Below are 18,695 nucleotides of genomic sequence, written 5' to 3' on the forward strand. Positions count from 1 at the left end.
CCGGGCGATGGGGCTTCCCGGGCGGGGGCGCTTGAGCGCGCCGCCGCTGCCTCTTCCTTGGGCAACATTGCCGTAATCTTCGTTCGCAATCTGCGCATGCCGACCCGCTCCGATCCGCGGAGACAGGGCGCAGGCAGTTGCGTCGGTGGCAGGGAATGCCGCCGCAAGGAGTTGTTATGTCTCGCACCATCCCGACGGCGGGTCTTGGCCTGCTGGCCCTTTTCGCTGTGCCTGCAGCGGCGGCGGATCGCGCCCTGCCGCGCACCCAGGAGTGGCCGGCCTATACTGCGCCGCGCACCTATAACTGGAACGGCATCTATGCCGGTATCCATTCCGGCGCGGCCTTCGACCGCTTCGAGGGCGCCGCCAAGAAGAGCCGCAACGCAGTGCTGTTCGGCGGCCAGCTCGGCTACAACGTGCAACTCGGCAACATGGTCTTCGGCATGGAGGGCGACGCGTCGATGAACGGCACGAGCAGCAACTCCAGGCGGAGAGGGGCGGGCACCAGCGTCGATATGCGCTATGTCAGCACGCTGAAGGCGCGCGCCGGCCTCGCCTTCGATCGCGTGCTGGTCTACGGCACGGGCGGTTTGGCCTATGGCAGCCTGAAGGCCAGCGACGGCCTGCTCTCGAAGACCAAGGGCAAGATGGGCTATGTGGTCGGTGCCGGCGCCGAATACGCCATCACCGACCATCTCTCGGCCAAGCTGGAATACAACTACGTTTCGCTCGGCAAGCAGAACTTCCAGTTCAGCAACACCCGCAGCCGCATCGGCGTCACCGAGCATCTCGTCAAGGCCGGCCTGAATTACCGCTTCTGACCTCGTTATTGCGGCCGGCTTTGCGAAGCTGCCCTGATCCTCGGTCCTTTTCGGACCGTTCCCTGGTAGGGATGGGGCGGGATGTCTGGAATTCCCGTCCCTTGTCCGGCATCACGTTCCATCCCTGCATCTATACAGGATCGACATGCGCGCATTGATCGTCGAGGACGAGCCGGATCTGATGAGCTTCCTCTCGTCGCTTCTCACCAATGCAGGGCTGATCGTGGATCGCACCACGACGATCGATGCCGCATTGGCGGCCCTGCGGACGGCGCCCTTCGATATCGCCATCGTCGACCGGCGGCTGCCCGATGGGGACGGCCTTTCCATCGTCAAGGCGCTCAGCGCGGAAGAGGCGCGCCCGGCCTTCCTGATCCTGACCGCGCGCGACGCGAAGACCGACGTCATCGAAGGCCTCAATGGCGGCGCCGACGACTATCTGGTCAAGCCTTTCGAGCCGGGAGAACTGCTTGCGCGCCTGCGGGTGATCGTGCGGCGCCGCCACCCCAAGCGATCGCTGGTCATTGCGGCGGGCAATCTCTCGCTCGATCTCGAGGGCCGCAGTGCCCGCGTCGGGAGCGAGGCTCTCGACCTGCGCCGGCGCGAGGGGCTGATCCTCGAGGCGCTGGTGCAGCGGGTCGGCCGCGTCGTCACCCGCGACGTGCTGATCGAGGCGGTCTACGGCTTCGACGACCTGATCGAATCGAACACGCTCGAAGCTCAGATCTCGCGCCTGCGCCGCAAGCTCCGCGATGCCGGCGCCCAGGTCGAAATCACCTCGCTGCGCGGCATCGGCTACATGCTGAAGACGATGGAGCCGGTGCGCTAGAGCCGGAGTCGGTTCTGGCCCACCTCAATCGCTGCCGGTGCCGTCCGGCGGGAATGCCAGGCGCACCGTGGTGCCGCCGCCCTCATTGCCGAGAATGGCGATGGAGCCGCCATGGGCGGCCATGATGTCGCGCACGATCGTCAGGCCGAGGCCGGCCCCAGTCGAACCCTGCGACATGCGGTTGAACGGTTCCATCGCCTGGCTGCGCTTGGTCGCGGCGATGCCGACCCCGTCGTCGATGACCTCCAGAACAGCTGCGTCGAGGACGCGGACCAGGATGATCGATCGGGCCTTGGCATGGCGCAGGGCGTTGTCGACGAGGTTGGCGAGCGCGGCCCGGACCGTGGGCTCATTGGCATCGATCATCGCGTGCAGATCGCCCTCCTCCTCCAGGGCGACATCCACGCCATGGCTGAGGATGAGCGGCGCGAGCTCGGCCAGCACGGAGCGAGCGAGCGCGTTGAGCTGCAGCGGCTCGAAGGGCAGCTCGGTCGCATGAAGGCGCGCGAGCTGCAGCATGGAGGAGACGATGGTGGTCAGCCGGCTCAGATCCGTGGTCAGTTGCAGGCGCGCCGGTTCGTCCGGAAGCGCGTCGACCCGGCTGCGCATCACCGCGAGCGGCGTGCGCAACTCGTGCGCGACATTGTTCATGAAGCGCCGCTGCCCCTCCATGTTGCCGGCGATCTGGTCGAGCGCCGAATTGAGCGCGGTCGTCAGGGGCATGAGCTCGACCGGGGTCTCCTCTGTCGGCAGCAAGCCGCGCGGCGCGCGCGGATCGATGCGTGCCGCCGCTTCGGCGGCGCTGCGGAGCCGCGCACTGATGTAGGAGACCGACATCGCGATCGCGGCGGCGATCATGATGCCGAAGACCACCGAGATCGCGAACGCCGGACCGGCGATCGCGCGCAGGAAATAGCCGAGGATCAGGTCCCAGCCCGGCACGCCGCCGCCGGTCGCGACGATGACGCGGCTGCCATCCTTCTCGATCACGTCGAAGGCGAGCGCGTTGTCGCCGCCGACGCGCATCTGCGCCGCGATCGTCGGTCCATCCAATCGGATGTCGATGGGCAACCCCGGACGCAACTCTGGCGCATACTCGACGACGGAACGTCCATCGGAGACGAGATACCAGAGACGGGGGCTGGCCTGCTCGATCTGCACGAGCCCGGCGGTCTTCTCGACCTGAAGTGCGCTGCCCGTCGACGGCCGCACGCTTTGCTGGATGATTTGTGAGGTGACGTCGTTGCGTAGGGCGCCGGGGTCTTCGGTGATGAAGGTGAAGGCCAGGACGGCCGCGATGAAGGCCGCGAACAGGACGACGCCCAGCAGGCCCAGCCGGATCGTGAGGGCGCGCGACAGGGAGGTCACCACAGGCCTCCGCTACCGCGAAGATCATGAGCGCCCGAAGCCGCCGCCGACAGCCGCATGGAAATCGGTTCAATGTTGCGGGTCGTCACGGAGCCTCTGTGCGGGTATGGCTTGTGGGACAGGGCGCGCTGCTCTGCCTCGCTCTGCATGGACCGTAATAGCGTTGCCGTTCAACTCTTCCATGGATCTGCCGACCTGATGTCTGCGTTGCGCACCATGGCAAGGGGAGGCTGCCCGGTCTGGGCGCTGGCGGCGCTGCTCGCGGCCGCGCCGATCGAAACCACCACATGGGCACAGGGCAAACCGCCGGCGAAGGAACAGATCCGGCCGGGCCAACTGCCGACGACATCGCGCAACGATATTCTGCGATTGGTCGAGGGGGTATTCGATACAGCGTCGAAGACGGTGAGCCTTCCGATCGAACGGGCGTTCGCCCTGTTCGGCGAGCCCAACGCTTATATCGTCGGCGGCGAGCTGAGCGGCTCTTTCGTTGTCGGCGGGCGGCATGGCAGCGGCGAGTTGCGTTTCTCGGACGGGCCTGCCGAGCCGGTGATCTGGTCGGCGCTGTCGGTCGGCATTGGACTCGGCGCCGATTACGGCCGGGTGATCATGCTGGTCTACGGGCTCGACCGGCGGGAGGATGTGTTCGGGGACTATGCCAGCCTCGGCGGCAGCGCCCATTTTCTGGCGGGCGCCAATGCGACGATCCTCGCATCGCCGCGCGCGCGGATCGTCCTCATTTCCTCGGGCCTCGGCCTGCGTTTCTCGGGCGATCTCAGCCGCATTCGTATCGAGCCGGCGGGCGAGCCGGAGATCCTGCGCCCTCCGGCAAACATCTGCGGCAATCCGGCCGATTGTCCGCCACCGGGCCGTCCCTGACGGTACGGGGCAAAACCATGCCTGGAGTGTTTCCGCGTTCCTCCGAACCACGGAAATGCTCCGAGCCCTTGTTTTGCTGCCTTTTCTTCGCGCGAACCGGTATCCATTTCTTCGAACGCTCTAGCGCGCCCGCTCAAGCGATTGATAGGCGGCGGCGTGGAGGTCGTCGAGGCGGGCGGAGATGTCCATGGCGATGAGGCCGACCTCGCGGTCATCGGCACCCTTTCGGACATAGAGCGGCTCCGACCAGAGGATGCAGCCGCGGCCGAAGGGCAGGGCGATGCTGGCTCGGTCCCAGTTGGTCAGATCGAAGCGGGCGCTGGTGACGGCGGCGAAGAGATAGATCGGCCGGCCGGTAACGCGGGCGAGTTGCACGGCGCCCTTGCCGGCCACGCGCGACACTTTTGGCACGTCAGCCGTGAGAACGACGCTGGTGCCGTCGCGGAGGGCATCCCGCATCTCGAAGAAGGCGGGAATCGCCCGCTTGGTCTGAATTTTCGGGCGGCTCTGAGTTCCCGAGCCACGGATGGTCCGGTATCCGGCCCTCTCGACAACCGAAGCGACGACCTCGCCATCGAAATGCAGAGATGCCAGGATTGCCACGCGCGACGCCCCCTCGAGCGCCGCAAGGCTCAGCATCTGCTGGCCATGCCATGTCAGGGCGATGAACGGCTCGCGGCTGCGCTCCCACGGACAAGCCCCGGGAATGACCGGCCTGAACCGGGTGGTTCGCTGCACGAGGTTGATATAGCTATGCAACGCGCGGCCGGCGAGCGCCGCTGAGTGGCCTGAGCTGGAACGCATCTTCCGCCCTCCATGGTGAATCACATGGAGTGGTCGGCGTCCCGGCTTGCTGGAACATTGCGCGGCTGCCGGCCGGGAGACCGGTTTTGCGCGAAATCAGGGTCTGAACACGTTTCCGGCCTCGTCAGGCACTCCGGCCATGACTGTGGTCCGTCCGCAGGCGGCGCTCGATGAAGCGGCTGTAGGAGCCCATGCCGTAGCTGAACACGGCATAGACCAGCGCCGCGAAGACATAGCCCTCCAGCACGGCGATGCCCTGCCAGACCGGATCGCGCATCGCCGAGCGCACCGTGTCGAGGAAATCGAGCAGGCCGATGATGGTGACCAGCGTCGTGTCCTGGAAGAAGCCGATGAAGATGTTGACCAGCGGCGGGATGACGATCTTGAGCGCCTGCGGCAGCACGATCTTGCGCATCGACAGCCAATAGCCGAGGCCGAGCGCGGCGGCGGCTTCATGCTGGCCCTTCGGCACTGCCTGCAGGCCGCCACGGACGGTCTCGGCGATGTAGGCGCCGGCGAAGATGATGATCGCGACCTGCGCTCGCAGCAATTTGTCGATGGTCACGCCATCCGGCATGAACAGCGGCAGCATCACTGAGGCCATGAACAGGATCGAGACCAGCGGAACGCCGCGCACCGTTTCGATGATGATCACGGCGATGACCTGGATCGCCGGCAGCTTCGAGGAGCGCGCCAGCGCCAGCAGCACGCCAAGCACGAAGCCGAAGGCGAGCCCGATCGAGGAGAGCATGAAGGAGAGCGGCAGTCCGCCCCAGTTCGTGGTGCTCACCACGGTGAGGCCGAGCACGCCGCCGTACATCAGCACGCCGCAGACCAGCACGACCGCGAGCCAGAGCCAGAGCAGGCGCCGCGACCAGAAGCGCGGGATCATCGAGATGATCAAAGCTGCAAGGAACAGCAGTACCGCCAGCGCCGGCCGCCAATGCTCCTCGTAAGGGTAGAAACCGAAGATCATGAAGCGCAGCTTCGCGGCCAGGAAGGGCCAGCAGGCCCCGTTTCCGACCTTGCAGGCCTGCGGCCCACCTTCCGTGACCGCGCGGGTGACGAGCCAGCCCCAGGCGCCGGTCACGAGGCGGTAGATCAGCCAGAGACAGGCGAGGGTGATGACGGCGTTGAGCGGGGAGCCGACAAAGGGCTTCAGCCCCGAAAGCCAGAGGCGGCGGCCCTGCAGAGGCCGGTCGCTGCGCTCGACGCCGAGCATGGCCGTGTTGGTGAGCTCGGACATCTCAGCGCTCCACCAGAGCGACGCGCGCGTTGTACCAGTTCATGAGCAGCGAGATCGTGATCGACAGACTGAGATAGACCAGCATGAAGATCGCAATGCCCTCGATGGCCTGCCCGGTCTGATTCATCGTGGTGTTGGAAACCATCACCAAATCGGGATAGCCGATCGCGATGGCGAGCGAGGAGTTCTTGAAGGTCGAGAGATAGGAACTCGTCAGCGGCGGAATGATCACGCGCAGCGCTTGCGGCAGCACGACGAGCCGCATCGTCTGGCGGTCGTGCAGCCCGACGGCACGTGCGGCCTCCCACTGGCCGCGCCCGACCGCGAGGATGCCGGCGCGGACGATCTCGGCGATGCCCGCGGAAGCCGACAGGCCGAGCCCGACCAGAAGCGCGGTGAATTCGGGCGTGACCTGCAGGCCCCCGGTAATGCGGAAGCGCCCTTTTTCCGGCCAGTTCACCACGAGGTCCGGCTGGAACAGCAGCAGCCCGATCAGCGGCGGCGCGAAGAGGGCAAGCAGCACGAAGGGCCAGGCGGCCCGGGCATGGCCGGACACGACCCGGTGGCGCCGCAGGATGGACGCGACGACGAAGGCGAGCGCGACGCCGACTGCGACGGAGGCGAGCACGCCGGTATGGGCGGCGGACCAGCGCAGCGAGGGTACGATCAGGCCGCCATTGCTCAGGAAGACGTCAGGCAGGATCTGCCAGGCATCCCGCACTGGCGGGAAGACCGCGACGATCAGCGCATACCAGAGGAAGAGGTAGAGCAGCAGCGGCACATTGCGCAGCGCCTCGACATAGATCAGGGCGAGGAAGGACAGGAGCGGATTGCGCGACAGCCGGGCAATGCCGACGATCAGGCCGAGCACCGTCGACAGGATGACGGCGAAGATCGAGACCCAGACCGTGTTGAGCAGCCCGACGAGAATGGCGCGGCCGTAGCTGTCGCTGGATTCGTAGCTGATGAAGGACTGGCTGATGACGAAACCGGCCGGCCGCGAGAGGTAGGCGAATCCCGTCGCGATGTTCTGTTCGGCGAGCTTCCGCGAGACAGTGCCGAATAGATAGAGGCCGATCCCGACGACGAGGACGACGGCCACGACCTGGTAGAGCACGGCGCGCACGCGCACGTCGTAGATGAGCCGCAGCGGGCTGGATGCTGGAGAGGCCATCGGGCTGTTCCGTGCTGGAGACGCACCGGCCGCGCGCGGCGGCCGGCGGTCTCAGGTCAATCGAGGGAACGCCAGATCGCCGCGCGTCCCACCGGACGCGACGACGGCGATCTATTTATTTGGTATTGCATCGGATTTTCCGAAAAGCGGAAGCCACTTTGCGGTCCGATGCGATGGCCGGGATCACCGGAAGGGCGGGGAGTAGAGCAGTCCGCCCTTGGTCCAGAGCTGGTTCGGGCCGCGGGTGAGGCCGAGCGGGGTCTTCTCGCCGAGGTGACGCTCGAAGAGCTCGCCGTAATTGCCGAGCTGCTTGATGGCGTTGTAKGCCCATTTGTTGTCGAGGTTCAGCATCTTGCCGAGATCGCCGTTGACGCCGAGCAGGCGCTGGATCTCGGGATCCTTGCTCTTGAGCTGCTCGTCGATATTGGCCTTGGTGATGCCGTATTCCTCGGCCGCGATCAGGGCGTTGACCGTCCAGGAGACGATATCGCGCCAGTTGCTGTCGTTCTGGCGGACGACGGGAGCGAGCGGTTCCTTCGAGATCGTCTCGGGCAGGATGACGTATTGCTTCGGGTCGTTCGCGATCGCGCGCACCGAGGCCAGGTCCGAGCGGTCGGTGGTGATGACGTCGCAGCGGCCGGAGAAGAAGGCGTTGCGCCACTCGTCGGGATTCTCGAAGACGACCGCCTCGTACTTGATGTTGCGCGGCTTGAAGTAGTCTTCGAGGTTCTGCAGCGTCGTCGTGCCGGGCAGGATGCAGACGGCCGACTGCGACAGCTCAGCCGCGCTCTTCACGCCGAGCTTGCTCGAAACCATCAGCCCCTGGCCGTCATAGAAGACGACCGGCGCGAAATCGAGCCCGAGCGAGGTGTCGCGCGAGAAGGTCATCGTCGTCTGGCGCGACAGGATGTCGACCTCGCCCGATTGCAGGCCCTGGAAGCGCACATTGGTGTTGAGCGGAACGAAATCGACCTTGTCCGGCACACCGAAGACGGCGGACGAAATGGCGCGGCAGATATCGCTGTCGAAGCCCTGACGGACGCCCTTGTCGTCGGCATAGGAGAAGCCCGGAGCCGTCGGGGAGACGCCGCAGAGAACTTTGCCGCGCTTCTTCACAGCCTCGAGCGTCGCTTGCGCCGAGGCAGGAGCGGCGAACACGGAAAAGGCGGCCGCGGCGAGACCGAGCGCGGCCAGCTTGCTGAACATTTTTGGCATAGGCGTTTCCCCTGGTGCGCGCCTGTCATCGGCGCGTCGGAAGGGAGCCTATTGAGCTGCGGTTGCCGCGGCAAGACCTTCCGCGCATCGCGTGATGACAGAGCACGGTGACGGCACCAGGCTGGCGCAGTAGGCTCGGGGCGAACCGGATCGTGCCCTTGAAATCCCGACTCGCCAGATTCCTGCTGCTGTGGATTCCGCTCGCGCTCGCCGGCCTGGGGCTGGGAGCGGCGATCGAAGCCATTCGTGCGCGTGATGCGCTCCAGCGCGAGGGGACGACGCTTCATCGCGTGATCTCGCAACGCGCCGAGCAACATGACGCGCATCTCACCAGCCTGGCGGCGGTACTGGCGAGTTCGACCGCGGACTCCGCCACGTTCCGGGCGGTCGTCGAGGCAATGCAGCGCTTCTATCCGCGTATCGCGGCCGTTGAGCTGGCAGGATCAGGCGCTCCGCCGGAGGTTCTCGACGGGAAAGCCGTCGAGAACCTCAAGGATTTCGATCCGGCCGCGCTCGCGGCGCGCATCCGGGAGCTTTCGCCGGGGCAAGCCAGCACGCTGCCCAGCCGCGGGGGAAAGCCCTTCTACGCCCTCGTCAAACGTGTTCCCGATAACGGTTCCGAGCCGCGGGCGCTGGTTCTCGTCATCGACGCCACGCGCATGGCCGAGCCGGAGAGTGGCTTGCCGGAGGAGACAGCGCTTACGCTTCGCAATAGCTCCGGGGCCGTGATCGTCCAGCAGGGAAGGGAGCGTCCGCCCGGCATGGCGATGCCTGAGCTCGCCTTCGAGCGGGCACTGGGCAGCCGCTCCCAGCCGCTCGTCCTGTCGCTGGAGCGGCGGCCGGCCTTCGCCGAGATCCTGCCGCCTGCGCTGCTGATCGGCTGGCCGGTGGCTTCGGGGCTCGCCGTGCTGCTGCTTCTGGCGGTGCTGCGCGAACGGCGCGCCAGCCAGCGGGCGCGCGAGGCCATGCGCCTGCACCAACAGGATGCGCGACTGGCCCATGCGATGCGCGTGAACACGGTCGGCGAGATGGCGTCCGGCATCGCCCATGAAATCACCCAGCCGCTCACGGCGATCCTGAGCCAGAGCCAGGCGGGCCTGCGGCTTGCGCGCTCCGGGGCGGCGAAGCCGGACGAGCTGATCGGCGTCCTCGAAGCGAATGTGCGGCACGCGCGGCGCGCCGGCGAGATCCTGGAGCGGCTGCGGGCCTATGTGACCCGCCGCGAGCCGCAGCCGCAACCGCACGATCTCAACCGGATCGTCCGCAACGTCGTCGCCCTGACCCAGCGCGACCTGCAGGAGCGCGGAATCGCTCTGCGATTGGAACTCAGCCCGTCGCCGCTGCAGGCGCGGGTCGATCGGGTCGCGATCGAGCAAGTGGTGCACAACCTCGTCCGCAACGCGGCCGAGGCCATGGAGAGCAATTCCGGAGGCCGGCGCGAGATCACACTCGCGACCCGCCTCGTCGAGCACGAGGCCGAGATCGCCGTGAGCGATACCGGTCCGGGGATCGCGGAGGCAGATCTGGAGCGGCTGTTCGAGCCGTTCTTCACCACCAAGAGCGGCGGCATGGGGCTCGGCCTGCCGCTGTGTGAGCGCCTGGTCGAGTCGGCTGGCGGGCGCATATCGGTGCGTAGCGACGCCGGCCAGGGCGCTGTGTTCACGGTTCGCTTTCCGGCTCTCGCCGGCGAGCAGGGGATCGCGGCCGAATGAAGCCTGCCGCCCGCACGGTCTATCTGATCGACGACGATGTCGATGTCCGCGACGCGCTCGCGCTCTTGCTGCGCACCATGGGCTTCGCGTCAAAGCCCTTCGCCAGTGTCCAGGCTTTCCTGGAGCGCCCGAACGCGCGCCCGGACGGCTGCGTCGTTGCCGATATCCGGATGCCCGGGACATCCGGCCTGCAATTGCTGGAGCGCATGGCGGCCGAGGTCGAGCGAATGCCCACCGTCATCATCACTGGCCATGGCGATGTCGCCGCCTGCCGTCGTGCTTTCAAAGCCGGCGCCGTCGACTTCCTCACCAAGCCGATCGACGAGCAGGTGCTGCTCGAGGCGATCGAGGCGGGTTTCGCGGCGCTGGACGAACGCAGCCGGACGCAGGCCGTGCGTGCCGGGCGAGAGGCGCTGCTGGCGAAGCTGACACAGCGCGAGCGCGAGATCCTCGACCTCGTCGCCGATGGTCTTTCGACCAAGGAAATCGCCCGCGCGCTCGACGTCTCTCCGCGCACGATCGAGACCCACCGCGCCAATATCGCCGAGAAGCTCGGCGCCGGCTCGGTGGCCGAGATGGTCCGCATCGCCCTCGAAGGGTAGCGGCTCAACAGGTCCGCTGACGAGACTGTGCTCGCAGACCTCTCCGTAGGATTACGGAGAGGTCTCCGGCGCCGCACCGATCTTTTTTCGCTGCGCGGTTCGGTAGCTTGGTCCCAGTCGAGCTCAGGGCTCGCGCTCATGCCCCGCATCGGAGAGATCATGTCCAAGGTCGTTTTTGCCGCCGCCGCAGCGCTTGCTCTCATCCCGGCCGTCGCCGGCGCCCAGGTCCTGCAGGAGCGCAACATGCCGCTCGCCGTCGCGCAGGAAATCGCCCAGGCGACCGTCGACGCCTGCGCTGCCAAGAACTTCAACGTCACCGCCACGGTCGTCGACCGCGCCGGCGTTGTCCGGGCCGTGCTGCGCGCCGACCGGGCCGGCCCGCACACCGTCTCGGCAAGCCGCGAAAAGGCCTACACCGCGGCTTCGGCCCGCAACGTCACCAGCGCGATCGCCGAGGGTGCCGAGAAGAACCCGGCCGCGCGCCACATGGCCTCGATCGAGGGCTTCCTGCTGCTCGGCGGCGGCGTGCCGGTCAAGGTCGGCGACGAGGTGATCGGTGCCGTCGGCGTCGGCGGTGCGCCCGGCGGCCATCTCGATGAGGAATGCGCCAATGCCGGCATCGAGAAGGTGAAGGCGAAGCTGCGCTGAGCCCGGCCTTTCGGTCATCGTCAGGCAGGTGGCCGCTCGCGCGGCAGCCTGCCTTGTCGTTCGAGGAGTACGGCCGTGCCGAGAATGCTGCTGGGCGCCCTGGCGCTCCTTGCCGTCGTCTGCTCCGGTCAGGCCGAAGCGCAGATGGCGCCGAGCCCGGCGGAGCTGGCAGCCTATCGCGGCTTGCATGCGGCGGCCGCGACCGGCGACGCCGCGGCCATCCGCCGGCTTGCCGCAGCGGGGAGCGATCTCGGTGCACGCGACGGCAATGGCCGCACGCCGCTGCATGTCGCGGCCTTCCAGGGCCGGGCCGAGGCGGCGCGCCTCCTGATCGCATCCGGGGCGAAGCCGGGACTGCTCGATGACCAGCGCTATGACGCGGTGACGATCGCGGCGGTGCGCGACGACGTGCCGATGGTGAAGGTGCTGCTGGCATCCGGCGCTTCGGCCAAGCTCATCACCAGCCGCTATGACGGCACGGCGCTGATCGCGGCCGCGCATCTCGGCCATGACCGCGTCGTTCGCGCGCTGATCGAGGCCGGGGCGCCGCTCGACCATATCAACAATCTCGGCTGGACCGCTCTGATGGAGTCGGTGGTGCTGGGCGACGGCGGGCCACGCCATGTCGAGACGGCCCGTGCTCTGCTCGCCGCCGGAGCGGATCGCTCCATCGCGGACGGGCAGGGCGTCACGCCGCTGCGGCACGCCAGGGCTCGTGGCTATCAGGCCATGGCCGAAGTGCTGGAAAAGCCGGAAGGACGCTGAAGCCGCGCAGCTCGGAGACGCGCGATCACGCTTGCCGGCGCAGGCATGCGCGGCCGTCGGTCCTCATTTCGCTCCTTCGCGACCGACCGGCTCCGACCATCCGGCATGGAACCCCGCCTGCGGCTTCACCGTTTAGGCAGGCAGCGGGAGAAGTTTCGACATGCCTTCGAGAGCGATGGAATTGCGCCGTTCGGACGTCCGCGTCACTCCGGCGCGATATGAACGATGCCAGGATTCCGACGGGAACCGATATGTCGTCGCGGTGTGGTCTGACGCAAACGGGATCGCGCGCTTTACCCTCCTCGACGGAACATCGCTTGCGCGCGTCGATGGCGAGACGTTCGAGACGCCGGGCAGAACGCGCCTGCGCCGCTGCAAGGACGCTCCCTTTGCGCACTGGGCTTGAGCGATAGCACGCCCCCCTTGCCGCCAAACATTGTTCGTGACCTCCGCGGGGCGGGACAGCAGATGACCGACGCTCCGCCTCCCTCCCAGCGTTCACGCATGCGCCAGTTCTTTCGGGTTGCCCTCCGCTACTGGAGCGACCGGGAGACGCGCTGGCGGGCCTGGGGGCTGACGGCCGCCGTACTGCTCTTCATTGCCGCGCAAACGGCGAGCGCGGTCGGCATCAACGAATGGAACCGCCTGTTCTTCGATGCGCTCGAGAAGCGCGACGTCCCGGGCGTATGGTCGGCGACGGGATGGCTGCCTCTTCTGGTCGTGGCATCGACCCTGTCGGTGTCGGGGCTGGTGGTCTGCCGCATGCTGCTCCAGACGCGCTGGCGCGAGAATCTGACCCGGCGCGTCTCGGGCTGGTGGATCGCCGATCAGCGCTATTACCGCCTGGGGTTCCTGACCAAGAAGCTGACGGCGCCGGAATACAGGATCGCCGAGGATGTTCGCCTCTCGATCGAGCCACTGGTCGAGTTGGCGATCGGGCTGATCAGCGCCTTCATCACGGCGGCGACCTTCGCCGCCATCCTCTGGCAGGTCGCGGGCTCGGCCGAGGTGACGCTGGGAACCGTCACGGTCGTGATTCCGAGCTATATGGCCTTCGCTGCCGTGCTCTATGCGGCGATCGCCTCGCTCGCGGCCTATCTGAACGGCAGGCCGCTCGTGGGTCTCGTCTCGCACAAGAACGAGATGGAAGCCCAGTTCCGGGCCGAGATGACACGGCTGCGCGAGAATGCCGAAAGCATCGCGCTGATCCGCGGCGATGCCGACGAGTTGAGCACGGCCGGCCAGAACTATCGGCGCGTCGTCACCGCCTGGCTCGGGATCATCCGCCAGCAAGGCATCATCGCCCTCGTGCTCAATACCAACGGAGCCTTGTTCCCGATCGTGCCGCTTCTGCTCATCGCGCCCAAATTCCTGGCGGGATCCGTGACGCTCGGCGCGGTCGTGCAGGTCGTGGCGGCCTTCAGTGCGGTTCAGGCGGCGCTAATCTGGTTCGTCGACAATTTCGTCAGGCTGGCGGAGTGGTTCGCCTCCGTCACGCGCGTCGACGAACTGGTCGAGGAGCTGCAGGCGCTCGATGTCGGCACGATCATGGAGGCGGATACGCAGATCGAACTCGGGGAGAGCGAGGACGAGGCGATCCATATCGAGAATTTGTCGCTGGCCCATAGCAATGGCCGTATCGTCGTCGCGGATGCGACTGTCGCCATCGAGCGCGGTGCGAAGGTTCTGATCGTCGGGGAGAGCGGCTCCGGCAAGAGCACGATCATCCGGGCATTGGCCGGGCTCTGGCCCTGGGGATCAGGCTCGATCCGCGTGCCCGCAGGGCAATCGATCGCCTTCGTCCCGCAAAAGCCGTATCTGCCGCGCGGGACGTTGCGCTCGATCCTGCTCTACCCGGCTTCGGAGCGCCCGGTCGACGAAGAGACGATGACCGGAGCGCTGCAGCGCTGTGGCCTAGGCTATCTCTCCAGGCGGCTCGACGAGGAAGACGATTGGGACCGCATCCTTTCGGGGGGAGAGCGCCAGCGCGTCGCCTTTGCGCGCCTGCTGATCCAGAAGCCTGACATCATCGTCATGGACGAGGCGACGTCCGCGCTCGACGAGGAGAGCCAGGAAGTGCTGCTCGGGCTGTTCGACGGCGAACTGGCCGATGCGACGCTCATCAGCGTCGGGCACCGCCCGGGGCTGGAAGACTATCACGAACAGAAGATCACGCTCGAACGCCGCCCCGCTGGAGCCCATCTCACGTCCAAGCCTATCGGGCGTTCGTTGTGGCGCCTTTTCCGGGGCCACCGGGAGGCCCGTGAAGATACCGCAGACTGAAGCACGGCGAGGCTTGCCGGTGCCGGCCTGCGGCGGGCCGAGATCGACCAGCCGCAGGCTCGGTGTCAGCTCTGCACGAAGGCAAGCAGATCGGCGTTGAGCACGTCGGCATTCACGGTCAGCATGCCGTGGCTGAAGCCCGGATAGGTCTTCAGCTTGCCGTTCTTGAGGTGCTTGATCGACTCGTGCGCGGCGGCGCCGATCGGCACGATCTGGTCGTCCTCGCCATGCAGGACGAGGGCCGGCACGCTGATTGCCTTGAGATCCTCGGTCTGATCGGTCTCGGAGAAGGCCTTGATCCCGTCGTAATGGGCCTTGGCGCCGCCCTCCATGCCCTGGCGCCACCAGTTCCGGATGACGCCCTGATCGACCTTCGCGCCCGGCCGGTTGAAGCCGTAGAAGGGGCCGGTGGGGACGTCGAGGAAGAACTGTGCCCGGTTGTCGGCGAGCGCCTTGCGGAAGCCGTCGAAAACCTCCAGCGGCAGGCCGCCGGGGTTCTTTTCGGTCTTGACCATCAGAGGCGGCACGGCGCTGACGAGCACCGCCTTGGCGACGCGCCCCTGCGGCTCGCCATGCCTCGCGACATAGCGTGCAACCTCGCCGCCGCCGGTGGAATGGCCGATATGGACGGCGTTCCTGAGATCGAGATGCTGCGCGACCGCCGAGGCATCCGCCGCGTAGTGATCCATGTCATGCCCCTCCCAGACCTGGGAGGAGCGGCCATGGCCGCGGCGGTCATGCGCGACGACGCGATAGCCCTTCGACAGGAAGAAGAGCAGTTGCCCGTCCCAGTCATCCGAGGAGAGCGGCCAGCCATGGTGGAACATGATGGCCTGGGCGTCTTTCGGTCCCCAATCCTTATAGAAGATCTCGACCCCGTCCTTGGTCGTGACGAATGGCATGTCAGTCTCCTTCAGTGTGCCAAACATGGTCCTTGCGTCGACGGTGCCGGCGCAATCGGCTCCATCGAATTTCTTCGCGATGCCTGTCGTCGGATCGGCAGCGCCTGACGCGCTGCACTCTGCAATGGCATCACCGGGCCGTCTTGTCCGATTGCCCGGAGTTTTGTGCTTTATCGTCTCGACCTGGCAGAGATGCGTCAAAGCGGGCTGCGCCATGCCGCCGGAGGGTTCCCGGCATAGCGCGTGAAGGCGTGTGCGAAATGACCCGATCATCAGCGCCGCAATTGGGGGCGGCCGTCAAGAGAGACGAAGGTGCCGGGCGGCGCATGGCGTCGACTTTCAGCCTCTCGCTCTCAAAGGTGCTGTAGATTGCGGCAGGTCGCATTTGAGGAAACACCATGATTCTGGTCTGTGGCGAGGCATTGATCGACCTGTTCGTCGATGCGCCCGAGCGTGGCGAGATGCCGGCGCGGGCGGTTCCCGGTGGTTCACCGTTCAATGTCGTGATCGGGCTCGCGCGGCTCGGTGTCGAAGCCGGATTCCTCGGAGGCATTTCGCGCGACGCATTCGGTTCGCTGCTGGCCGATATCCTGGCTCGGGAAGGAGTCGATCGCCGTTATCTGGTCCGGACGGACCGGCTCAGCACGCTCTCCGTCATCGCGACGAACGAGAGCGGCCAGCCTAGCTACAGCTTCCATGGCGAGGGTGCCGCGGATCGCTCGCTGCTGCCGTCCCATCTGCCTGCGACGCTTCCCGGTGCCGTGGAGGCACTGGCTTTCGGGTCCTACACCATGGCGGCCGAGCCGGTGGGGTCGAGCCTCGCCGCGCTGGCCGAGCGCGAGAAGGGCAGGCGGTTCATCAGCGTCGACCCCAATTTGCGACCGACGGCCCTCGGCGGGCTGGCGGGCTGGCAGGCGGCGGCCGAACGCTTCTATCGCGCCGCGAACCTGATCAAGGCCAGCGAGGAAGATGTGCGGATCGCCTGGGATGGGCAGATCACCATCGCCGAAGCGGCCGCCTATTGGCTCGACCTCGGCGCGCAACTGGTCGTCATCACCGAGGGAGAGCGAGGGGCAACGGCCTTCTCGGCTGCCGGACGGATCTCCGTGCCCGGGCGGCCCGTCACGGTTTGCGACACGGTCGGCGCTGGGGATGCCTTCCATGCGGCGCTGCTGGCCCGGCTCGCGCAAACCGGCCGGCTGCATCCGGCGGCACTGGCCGAACTCGATATCGCGTCCGTTCGCGAACTGCTGAACTATGCGAGCGCCGCGGCGGCGCTTTCGGTCACGCGCCGGGGTGCGGTCTTGCCGACTGCTGCGGAGGTGGAGGCGTTGCTGTCTCTGCCGGCGTAGTTGCCGCCGTCAGCCGCGCTTGGGGTCGAGGCTCCGGCTCAAGGCGCGACGCGGGTCAGTTCGAGGCGTTGTGGCGGCTCAAGGATGCGGCGGGCGGTCGAGATCGTTCGGACGCTCGTCGGATTGCGATCGATTTCATACATCCGGATCAGCCGTGCGCTGTCGAGGTCGTGTTCCCACAAATCGGGCTTCTCCGGCTCCGCAGATTCGGCCACGCAACGGGTGAAGGCGAAAGGCGTGTAGATGGGAAAGGCGTAGGGTTCCCACCCATCCGATCCCATCGGACTTGGCCGTTCCATGATCCACTCGGCGCTGGCGCCGCCGATGCGCAAACCCGCTGGCGCCGATGCGTCGAAGGCCTGCAGGATGATGCCCTTGCTGACATTCTTCAGATTGCAGCGCACCGTCGTTTCGTCGAGCACGGTGACGAGCGCGCTGATCTCGTCATAGGGATCGATAGGTAGTGCGAGCTCCTGAATCGGGAGATCCTGCCCCCGCGCCCACCATTGGAACCAGCTCAAATACTCGGCATGCGGCGCGGGCCCCGTAAGCCAGCGCTGCCGCGTCCCGATCTGGGGGAGGGAGGAATCGAGATAGAGCTTCTGCCCGTCGAGACCGATCCACGTCGAACTCTGGTATTCCGGCTCCGTTCCGCCGGGCGGCGCGGAGACAGCGGGCACAGTCCAGTTCGCCATGACGGAGACGAGACTGCGGCCGTCACGGGGCGTCACATAACCGCCCGACCAGTTCATGCTCTTCTGCATCGGCCAGGAGGCTTGTGCGGCAACGCGGACGATGCCCGGGGGCGGAGCCATATCGGCGGCTTTCAGCACGCTGAGGAACTGCAAGGGCGGAGCGTTCGGCCGCGGATGCAGGAAAGCCCGGCGAAATGCCGCGGCCGCCGGATTGCCCCTGAATTCCGCCGGGGTAGGCAGGCCAAACCGCTGCAAATCCTCGTCGCTCGCATGCGCGGGATTGAAGGTCGCCGGTGGCAATGGATAGGGCGCGATGGCGCCGTTCCGGGGGCGGGGCTTGGTCGTGCCGTGGGGCGAGCGGCTGGCCATTGCCGCCTCCTCACTCAGCTTTCCATTCGGCGGCGGCCTTCGTCACGGCCTCGCCGAATGACTTAAGCGTGTAATGAGCTGCGTTTTGCCCCGTGCCGCTGTGTTTCGACAATTTGCCGAAAGCCGCCAATGCCAGGGCCGCCCCGGCAGCGGAATCGCTCGGATAATGCAGTCCGGCGATCTCGCGATTGCGCGCGACGCGCCGCGCGAGGGCCCTGAGCGTTTCTTTCGCGGCGGTCTGGTCAGCCTGCGGCAATGCCGGAGTCACGATCTTCAACATGTGCTCCAAGCAGGCCGCCATGAGATGTGCCTGGGTGGCATGGCCGCTGGGATAGGATGAATGTCCGGGGACGGGGATCGGGGGCATCAGCGCCGGGCATTCCCAGGATGGACGCGGGCGCTGGAAGACTTGCTTGTAGTAGAGGGCACTGAAAGACGCGACCAGGCTGGCGATGTGCAGGACCCGGAAGGTCCGCGGATGGGAGGCCGGCGTCATCGTCAGCGCTTCCATGAAGGTGGTGATGAACTCGCCATCCTGCACGAGGATTTCGCCCAGCGCCGATGCGCGCTCGTCGCGCGCGGCAGCGAGCAGGTTCTTGATCTCCCGCGCCTGCCTGGTCTCCGTCCCTTCCGTGCCGTTCAAGCCGATCAGGATGTCCGCCAGGGCGTTGTTCAACTGGTCGGTGTTCCAGCTCGTCGCGGCGAACTCCGTCAGCACCCGGAAGGCATACCATTGCGCGGCCCAGTTGCGATCCGCGAAGGTCGCCGGCTCCCCGCCGGTGGCAGCATTTGTGAAAAGGACTTTTTTCACCGATCCGGACGTCGGGTCCAGCCGGATATGGACCGATTTCTTGAGGTCCCGGATCCGCCCGCCCGCCGCCGTCGATTCCATCGAGAACGGAAAATCCGCCCTGTCGGGCACGAACCAGTTTCCGGCGTCGCCGCTGATGCCCGCGTTTCCGGTGTTGCCGGTATTACCCGTGTTCCCGGTATTGCCCGTATTGCCGGTCATCGCATGAACCCCGCACGGT

17 protein-coding genes are annotated in these 18,695 nt (G+C 66.6%); 9 read left to right on the forward strand and 8 right to left on the reverse strand.

Going from position 1 to position 18,695, the window contains the following annotated elements; translation table 11 throughout:
- The first annotated feature begins 176 nt into the window (after positions 1–176).
- Positions 177–821, forward strand: coding sequence for an outer membrane protein (locus AC1DIN_RS10475; protein WP_476809712.1), 645 nt, complete (start codon positions 177–179; stop codon positions 819–821).
- 145 nt (positions 822–966) lie between these two features.
- Positions 967–1,650, forward strand: coding sequence for a response regulator transcription factor (locus tag AC1DIN_RS10480; RefSeq protein ID WP_476809713.1), 684 nt, complete (start codon positions 967–969; stop codon positions 1,648–1,650).
- 24 nt (positions 1,651–1,674) lie between these two features.
- Here AC1DIN_RS10480 and AC1DIN_RS10485 read toward each other — a convergent pair whose 3' ends face one another.
- Positions 1,675–3,018 (reverse strand): sensor histidine kinase, encoded by a 1,344-nt coding sequence (locus AC1DIN_RS10485; protein WP_441469134.1) that lies wholly within the window; start codon positions 3,016–3,018, stop codon positions 1,675–1,677.
- 72 nt (positions 3,019–3,090) lie between these two features.
- Between AC1DIN_RS10485 and AC1DIN_RS10490 the strand changes: the two genes are divergently transcribed.
- Positions 3,091–3,897 (forward strand): EipA family protein, encoded by an 807-nt coding sequence (locus AC1DIN_RS10490; protein ID WP_476809714.1) that lies wholly within the window; start codon positions 3,091–3,093, stop codon positions 3,895–3,897.
- Between the two features lie 120 nt (positions 3,898–4,017).
- On the opposite strand, the gene AC1DIN_RS10495 is transcribed toward AC1DIN_RS10490, so the two are convergent.
- The 4 genes from AC1DIN_RS10495 to AC1DIN_RS10510 all read right to left on the reverse strand — a co-directional run bounded on the left by AC1DIN_RS10495 (position 4,018) and on the right by AC1DIN_RS10510 (position 8,327).
- Positions 4,018–4,701, reverse strand: coding sequence for a lysophospholipid acyltransferase family protein (locus AC1DIN_RS10495; protein WP_441469132.1), 684 nt, complete (start codon positions 4,699–4,701; stop codon positions 4,018–4,020).
- A gap of 124 nt (positions 4,702–4,825) precedes the next feature.
- Entirely contained in the window at positions 4,826–5,947 is a 1,122-nt protein-coding gene (locus AC1DIN_RS10500; protein ID WP_441469131.1) for an amino acid ABC transporter permease, read from the reverse strand.
- 1 nt (position 5,948) lies between these two features.
- Positions 5,949–7,121 (reverse strand): amino acid ABC transporter permease, encoded by a 1,173-nt coding sequence (locus AC1DIN_RS10505; protein ID WP_441469130.1) that lies wholly within the window; start codon positions 7,119–7,121, stop codon positions 5,949–5,951.
- 183 nt (positions 7,122–7,304) lie between these two features.
- A complete protein-coding gene (locus tag AC1DIN_RS10510) occupies positions 7,305–8,327 on the reverse strand; it encodes an amino acid ABC transporter substrate-binding protein (RefSeq protein ID WP_476809752.1) in 1,023 nt (340 codons plus the stop codon).
- A gap of 167 nt (positions 8,328–8,494) precedes the next feature.
- Between AC1DIN_RS10510 and AC1DIN_RS10515 the strand changes: the two genes are divergently transcribed.
- From AC1DIN_RS10515 to AC1DIN_RS10535, 5 genes are all read left to right on the forward strand, one after another.
- Positions 8,495–10,048 carry a sensor histidine kinase gene (locus tag AC1DIN_RS10515; protein WP_476809715.1) on the forward strand — a complete coding sequence of 518 codons (1,554 nt, stop codon included), beginning with the start codon at positions 8,495–8,497 and terminating at the stop codon, positions 10,046–10,048.
- On the forward strand, positions 10,045–10,650 hold the full coding sequence (locus AC1DIN_RS10520; RefSeq protein ID WP_476809716.1) for a response regulator transcription factor: 606 nt from the start codon (positions 10,045–10,047) through the stop codon (positions 10,648–10,650). The genes AC1DIN_RS10515 and AC1DIN_RS10520 overlap by 4 nt, the downstream gene beginning before the upstream one ends.
- Before the next feature lie 159 nt (positions 10,651–10,809).
- Positions 10,810–11,298: a GlcG/HbpS family heme-binding protein gene (locus AC1DIN_RS10525; RefSeq protein WP_441469127.1), complete on the forward strand. Its 489-nt coding sequence runs from the start codon at positions 10,810–10,812 to the stop codon at positions 11,296–11,298.
- Positions 11,299–11,382: 84 nt separating this feature from the next.
- Positions 11,383–12,063 (forward strand): ankyrin repeat domain-containing protein, encoded by a 681-nt coding sequence (locus AC1DIN_RS10530; RefSeq protein ID WP_476809753.1) that lies wholly within the window; start codon positions 11,383–11,385, stop codon positions 12,061–12,063.
- A 468-nt stretch (positions 12,064–12,531) separates the two neighbouring features.
- Complete coding sequence (locus AC1DIN_RS10535; protein WP_476809717.1) at positions 12,532–14,346, forward strand: ABC transporter ATP-binding protein/permease; 1,815 nt, start codon at positions 12,532–12,534, stop codon at positions 14,344–14,346.
- 65 nt (positions 14,347–14,411) lie between these two features.
- Here AC1DIN_RS10535 and AC1DIN_RS10540 read toward each other — a convergent pair whose 3' ends face one another.
- Positions 14,412–15,248 (reverse strand): alpha/beta fold hydrolase, encoded by an 837-nt coding sequence (locus tag AC1DIN_RS10540; protein ID WP_476809718.1) that lies wholly within the window; start codon positions 15,246–15,248, stop codon positions 14,412–14,414.
- A 398-nt stretch (positions 15,249–15,646) separates the two neighbouring features.
- Here AC1DIN_RS10540 and AC1DIN_RS10545 point away from each other — a divergent pair, with 398 nt between their 5' ends.
- Positions 15,647–16,600, forward strand: coding sequence for a carbohydrate kinase family protein (locus AC1DIN_RS10545; protein ID WP_476809719.1), 954 nt, complete (start codon positions 15,647–15,649; stop codon positions 16,598–16,600).
- A 38-nt stretch (positions 16,601–16,638) separates the two neighbouring features.
- Here the strand turns inward: AC1DIN_RS10545 and AC1DIN_RS10550 are convergent, their stop codons facing one another.
- Both AC1DIN_RS10550 and AC1DIN_RS10555 read right to left on the reverse strand, forming a co-directional pair.
- Positions 16,639–17,664, reverse strand: coding sequence for a G1 family glutamic endopeptidase (locus tag AC1DIN_RS10550; protein ID WP_476809720.1), 1,026 nt, complete (start codon positions 17,662–17,664; stop codon positions 16,639–16,641).
- 10 nt (positions 17,665–17,674) lie between these two features.
- Entirely contained in the window at positions 17,675–18,676 is a 1,002-nt protein-coding gene (locus AC1DIN_RS10555; RefSeq protein ID WP_476809721.1) for a phosphatase PAP2 family protein, read from the reverse strand.
- Positions 18,677–18,695 lie beyond the last annotated feature (19 nt).

The sequence above is a fragment of the Allobosea sp. 05T438 genome, assembly GCF_056396025.1.

Bases quoted from the DNA above. Each gene is read 5' to 3' on its own strand.
- AC1DIN_RS10475 (WP_476809712.1), top strand. From the start codon at position 177: ATGTCTCGCACCATCCCGACGGCGGGTCTTGGCCTGCTGGCCCTTTTC.
- AC1DIN_RS10480 (WP_476809713.1), top strand. From the start codon at position 967: ATGCGCGCATTGATCGTCGAGGACGAGCCGGATCTGATGAGCTTCCTC.
- AC1DIN_RS10490 (WP_476809714.1), top strand. From the start codon at position 3,091: ATGTTGCGGGTCGTCACGGAGCCTCTGTGCGGGTATGGCTTGTGGGAC.
- AC1DIN_RS10495 (WP_441469132.1), bottom strand. From the start codon at position 4,701: ATGCGTTCCAGCTCAGGCCACTCAGCGGCGCTCGCCGGCCGCGCGTTG.
- AC1DIN_RS10500 (WP_441469131.1), bottom strand. From the start codon at position 5,947: ATGTCCGAGCTCACCAACACGGCCATGCTCGGCGTCGAGCGCAGCGAC.
- AC1DIN_RS10505 (WP_441469130.1), bottom strand. From the start codon at position 7,121: ATGGCCTCTCCAGCATCCAGCCCGCTGCGGCTCATCTACGACGTGCGC.
- AC1DIN_RS10520 (WP_476809716.1), top strand. From the start codon at position 10,045: ATGAAGCCTGCCGCCCGCACGGTCTATCTGATCGACGACGATGTCGAT.
- AC1DIN_RS10525 (WP_441469127.1), top strand. From the start codon at position 10,810: ATGTCCAAGGTCGTTTTTGCCGCCGCCGCAGCGCTTGCTCTCATCCCG.
- AC1DIN_RS10530 (WP_476809753.1), top strand. From the start codon at position 11,383: ATGCTGCTGGGCGCCCTGGCGCTCCTTGCCGTCGTCTGCTCCGGTCAG.
- AC1DIN_RS10535 (WP_476809717.1), top strand. From the start codon at position 12,532: ATGACCGACGCTCCGCCTCCCTCCCAGCGTTCACGCATGCGCCAGTTC.
- AC1DIN_RS10540 (WP_476809718.1), bottom strand. From the start codon at position 15,248: ATGCCATTCGTCACGACCAAGGACGGGGTCGAGATCTTCTATAAGGAT.
- AC1DIN_RS10545 (WP_476809719.1), top strand. From the start codon at position 15,647: ATGATTCTGGTCTGTGGCGAGGCATTGATCGACCTGTTCGTCGATGCG.
- AC1DIN_RS10550 (WP_476809720.1), bottom strand. From the start codon at position 17,664: ATGGCCAGCCGCTCGCCCCACGGCACGACCAAGCCCCGCCCCCGGAAC.
- AC1DIN_RS10555 (WP_476809721.1), bottom strand. From the start codon at position 18,676: ATGACCGGCAATACGGGCAATACCGGGAACACGGGTAATACCGGCAAC.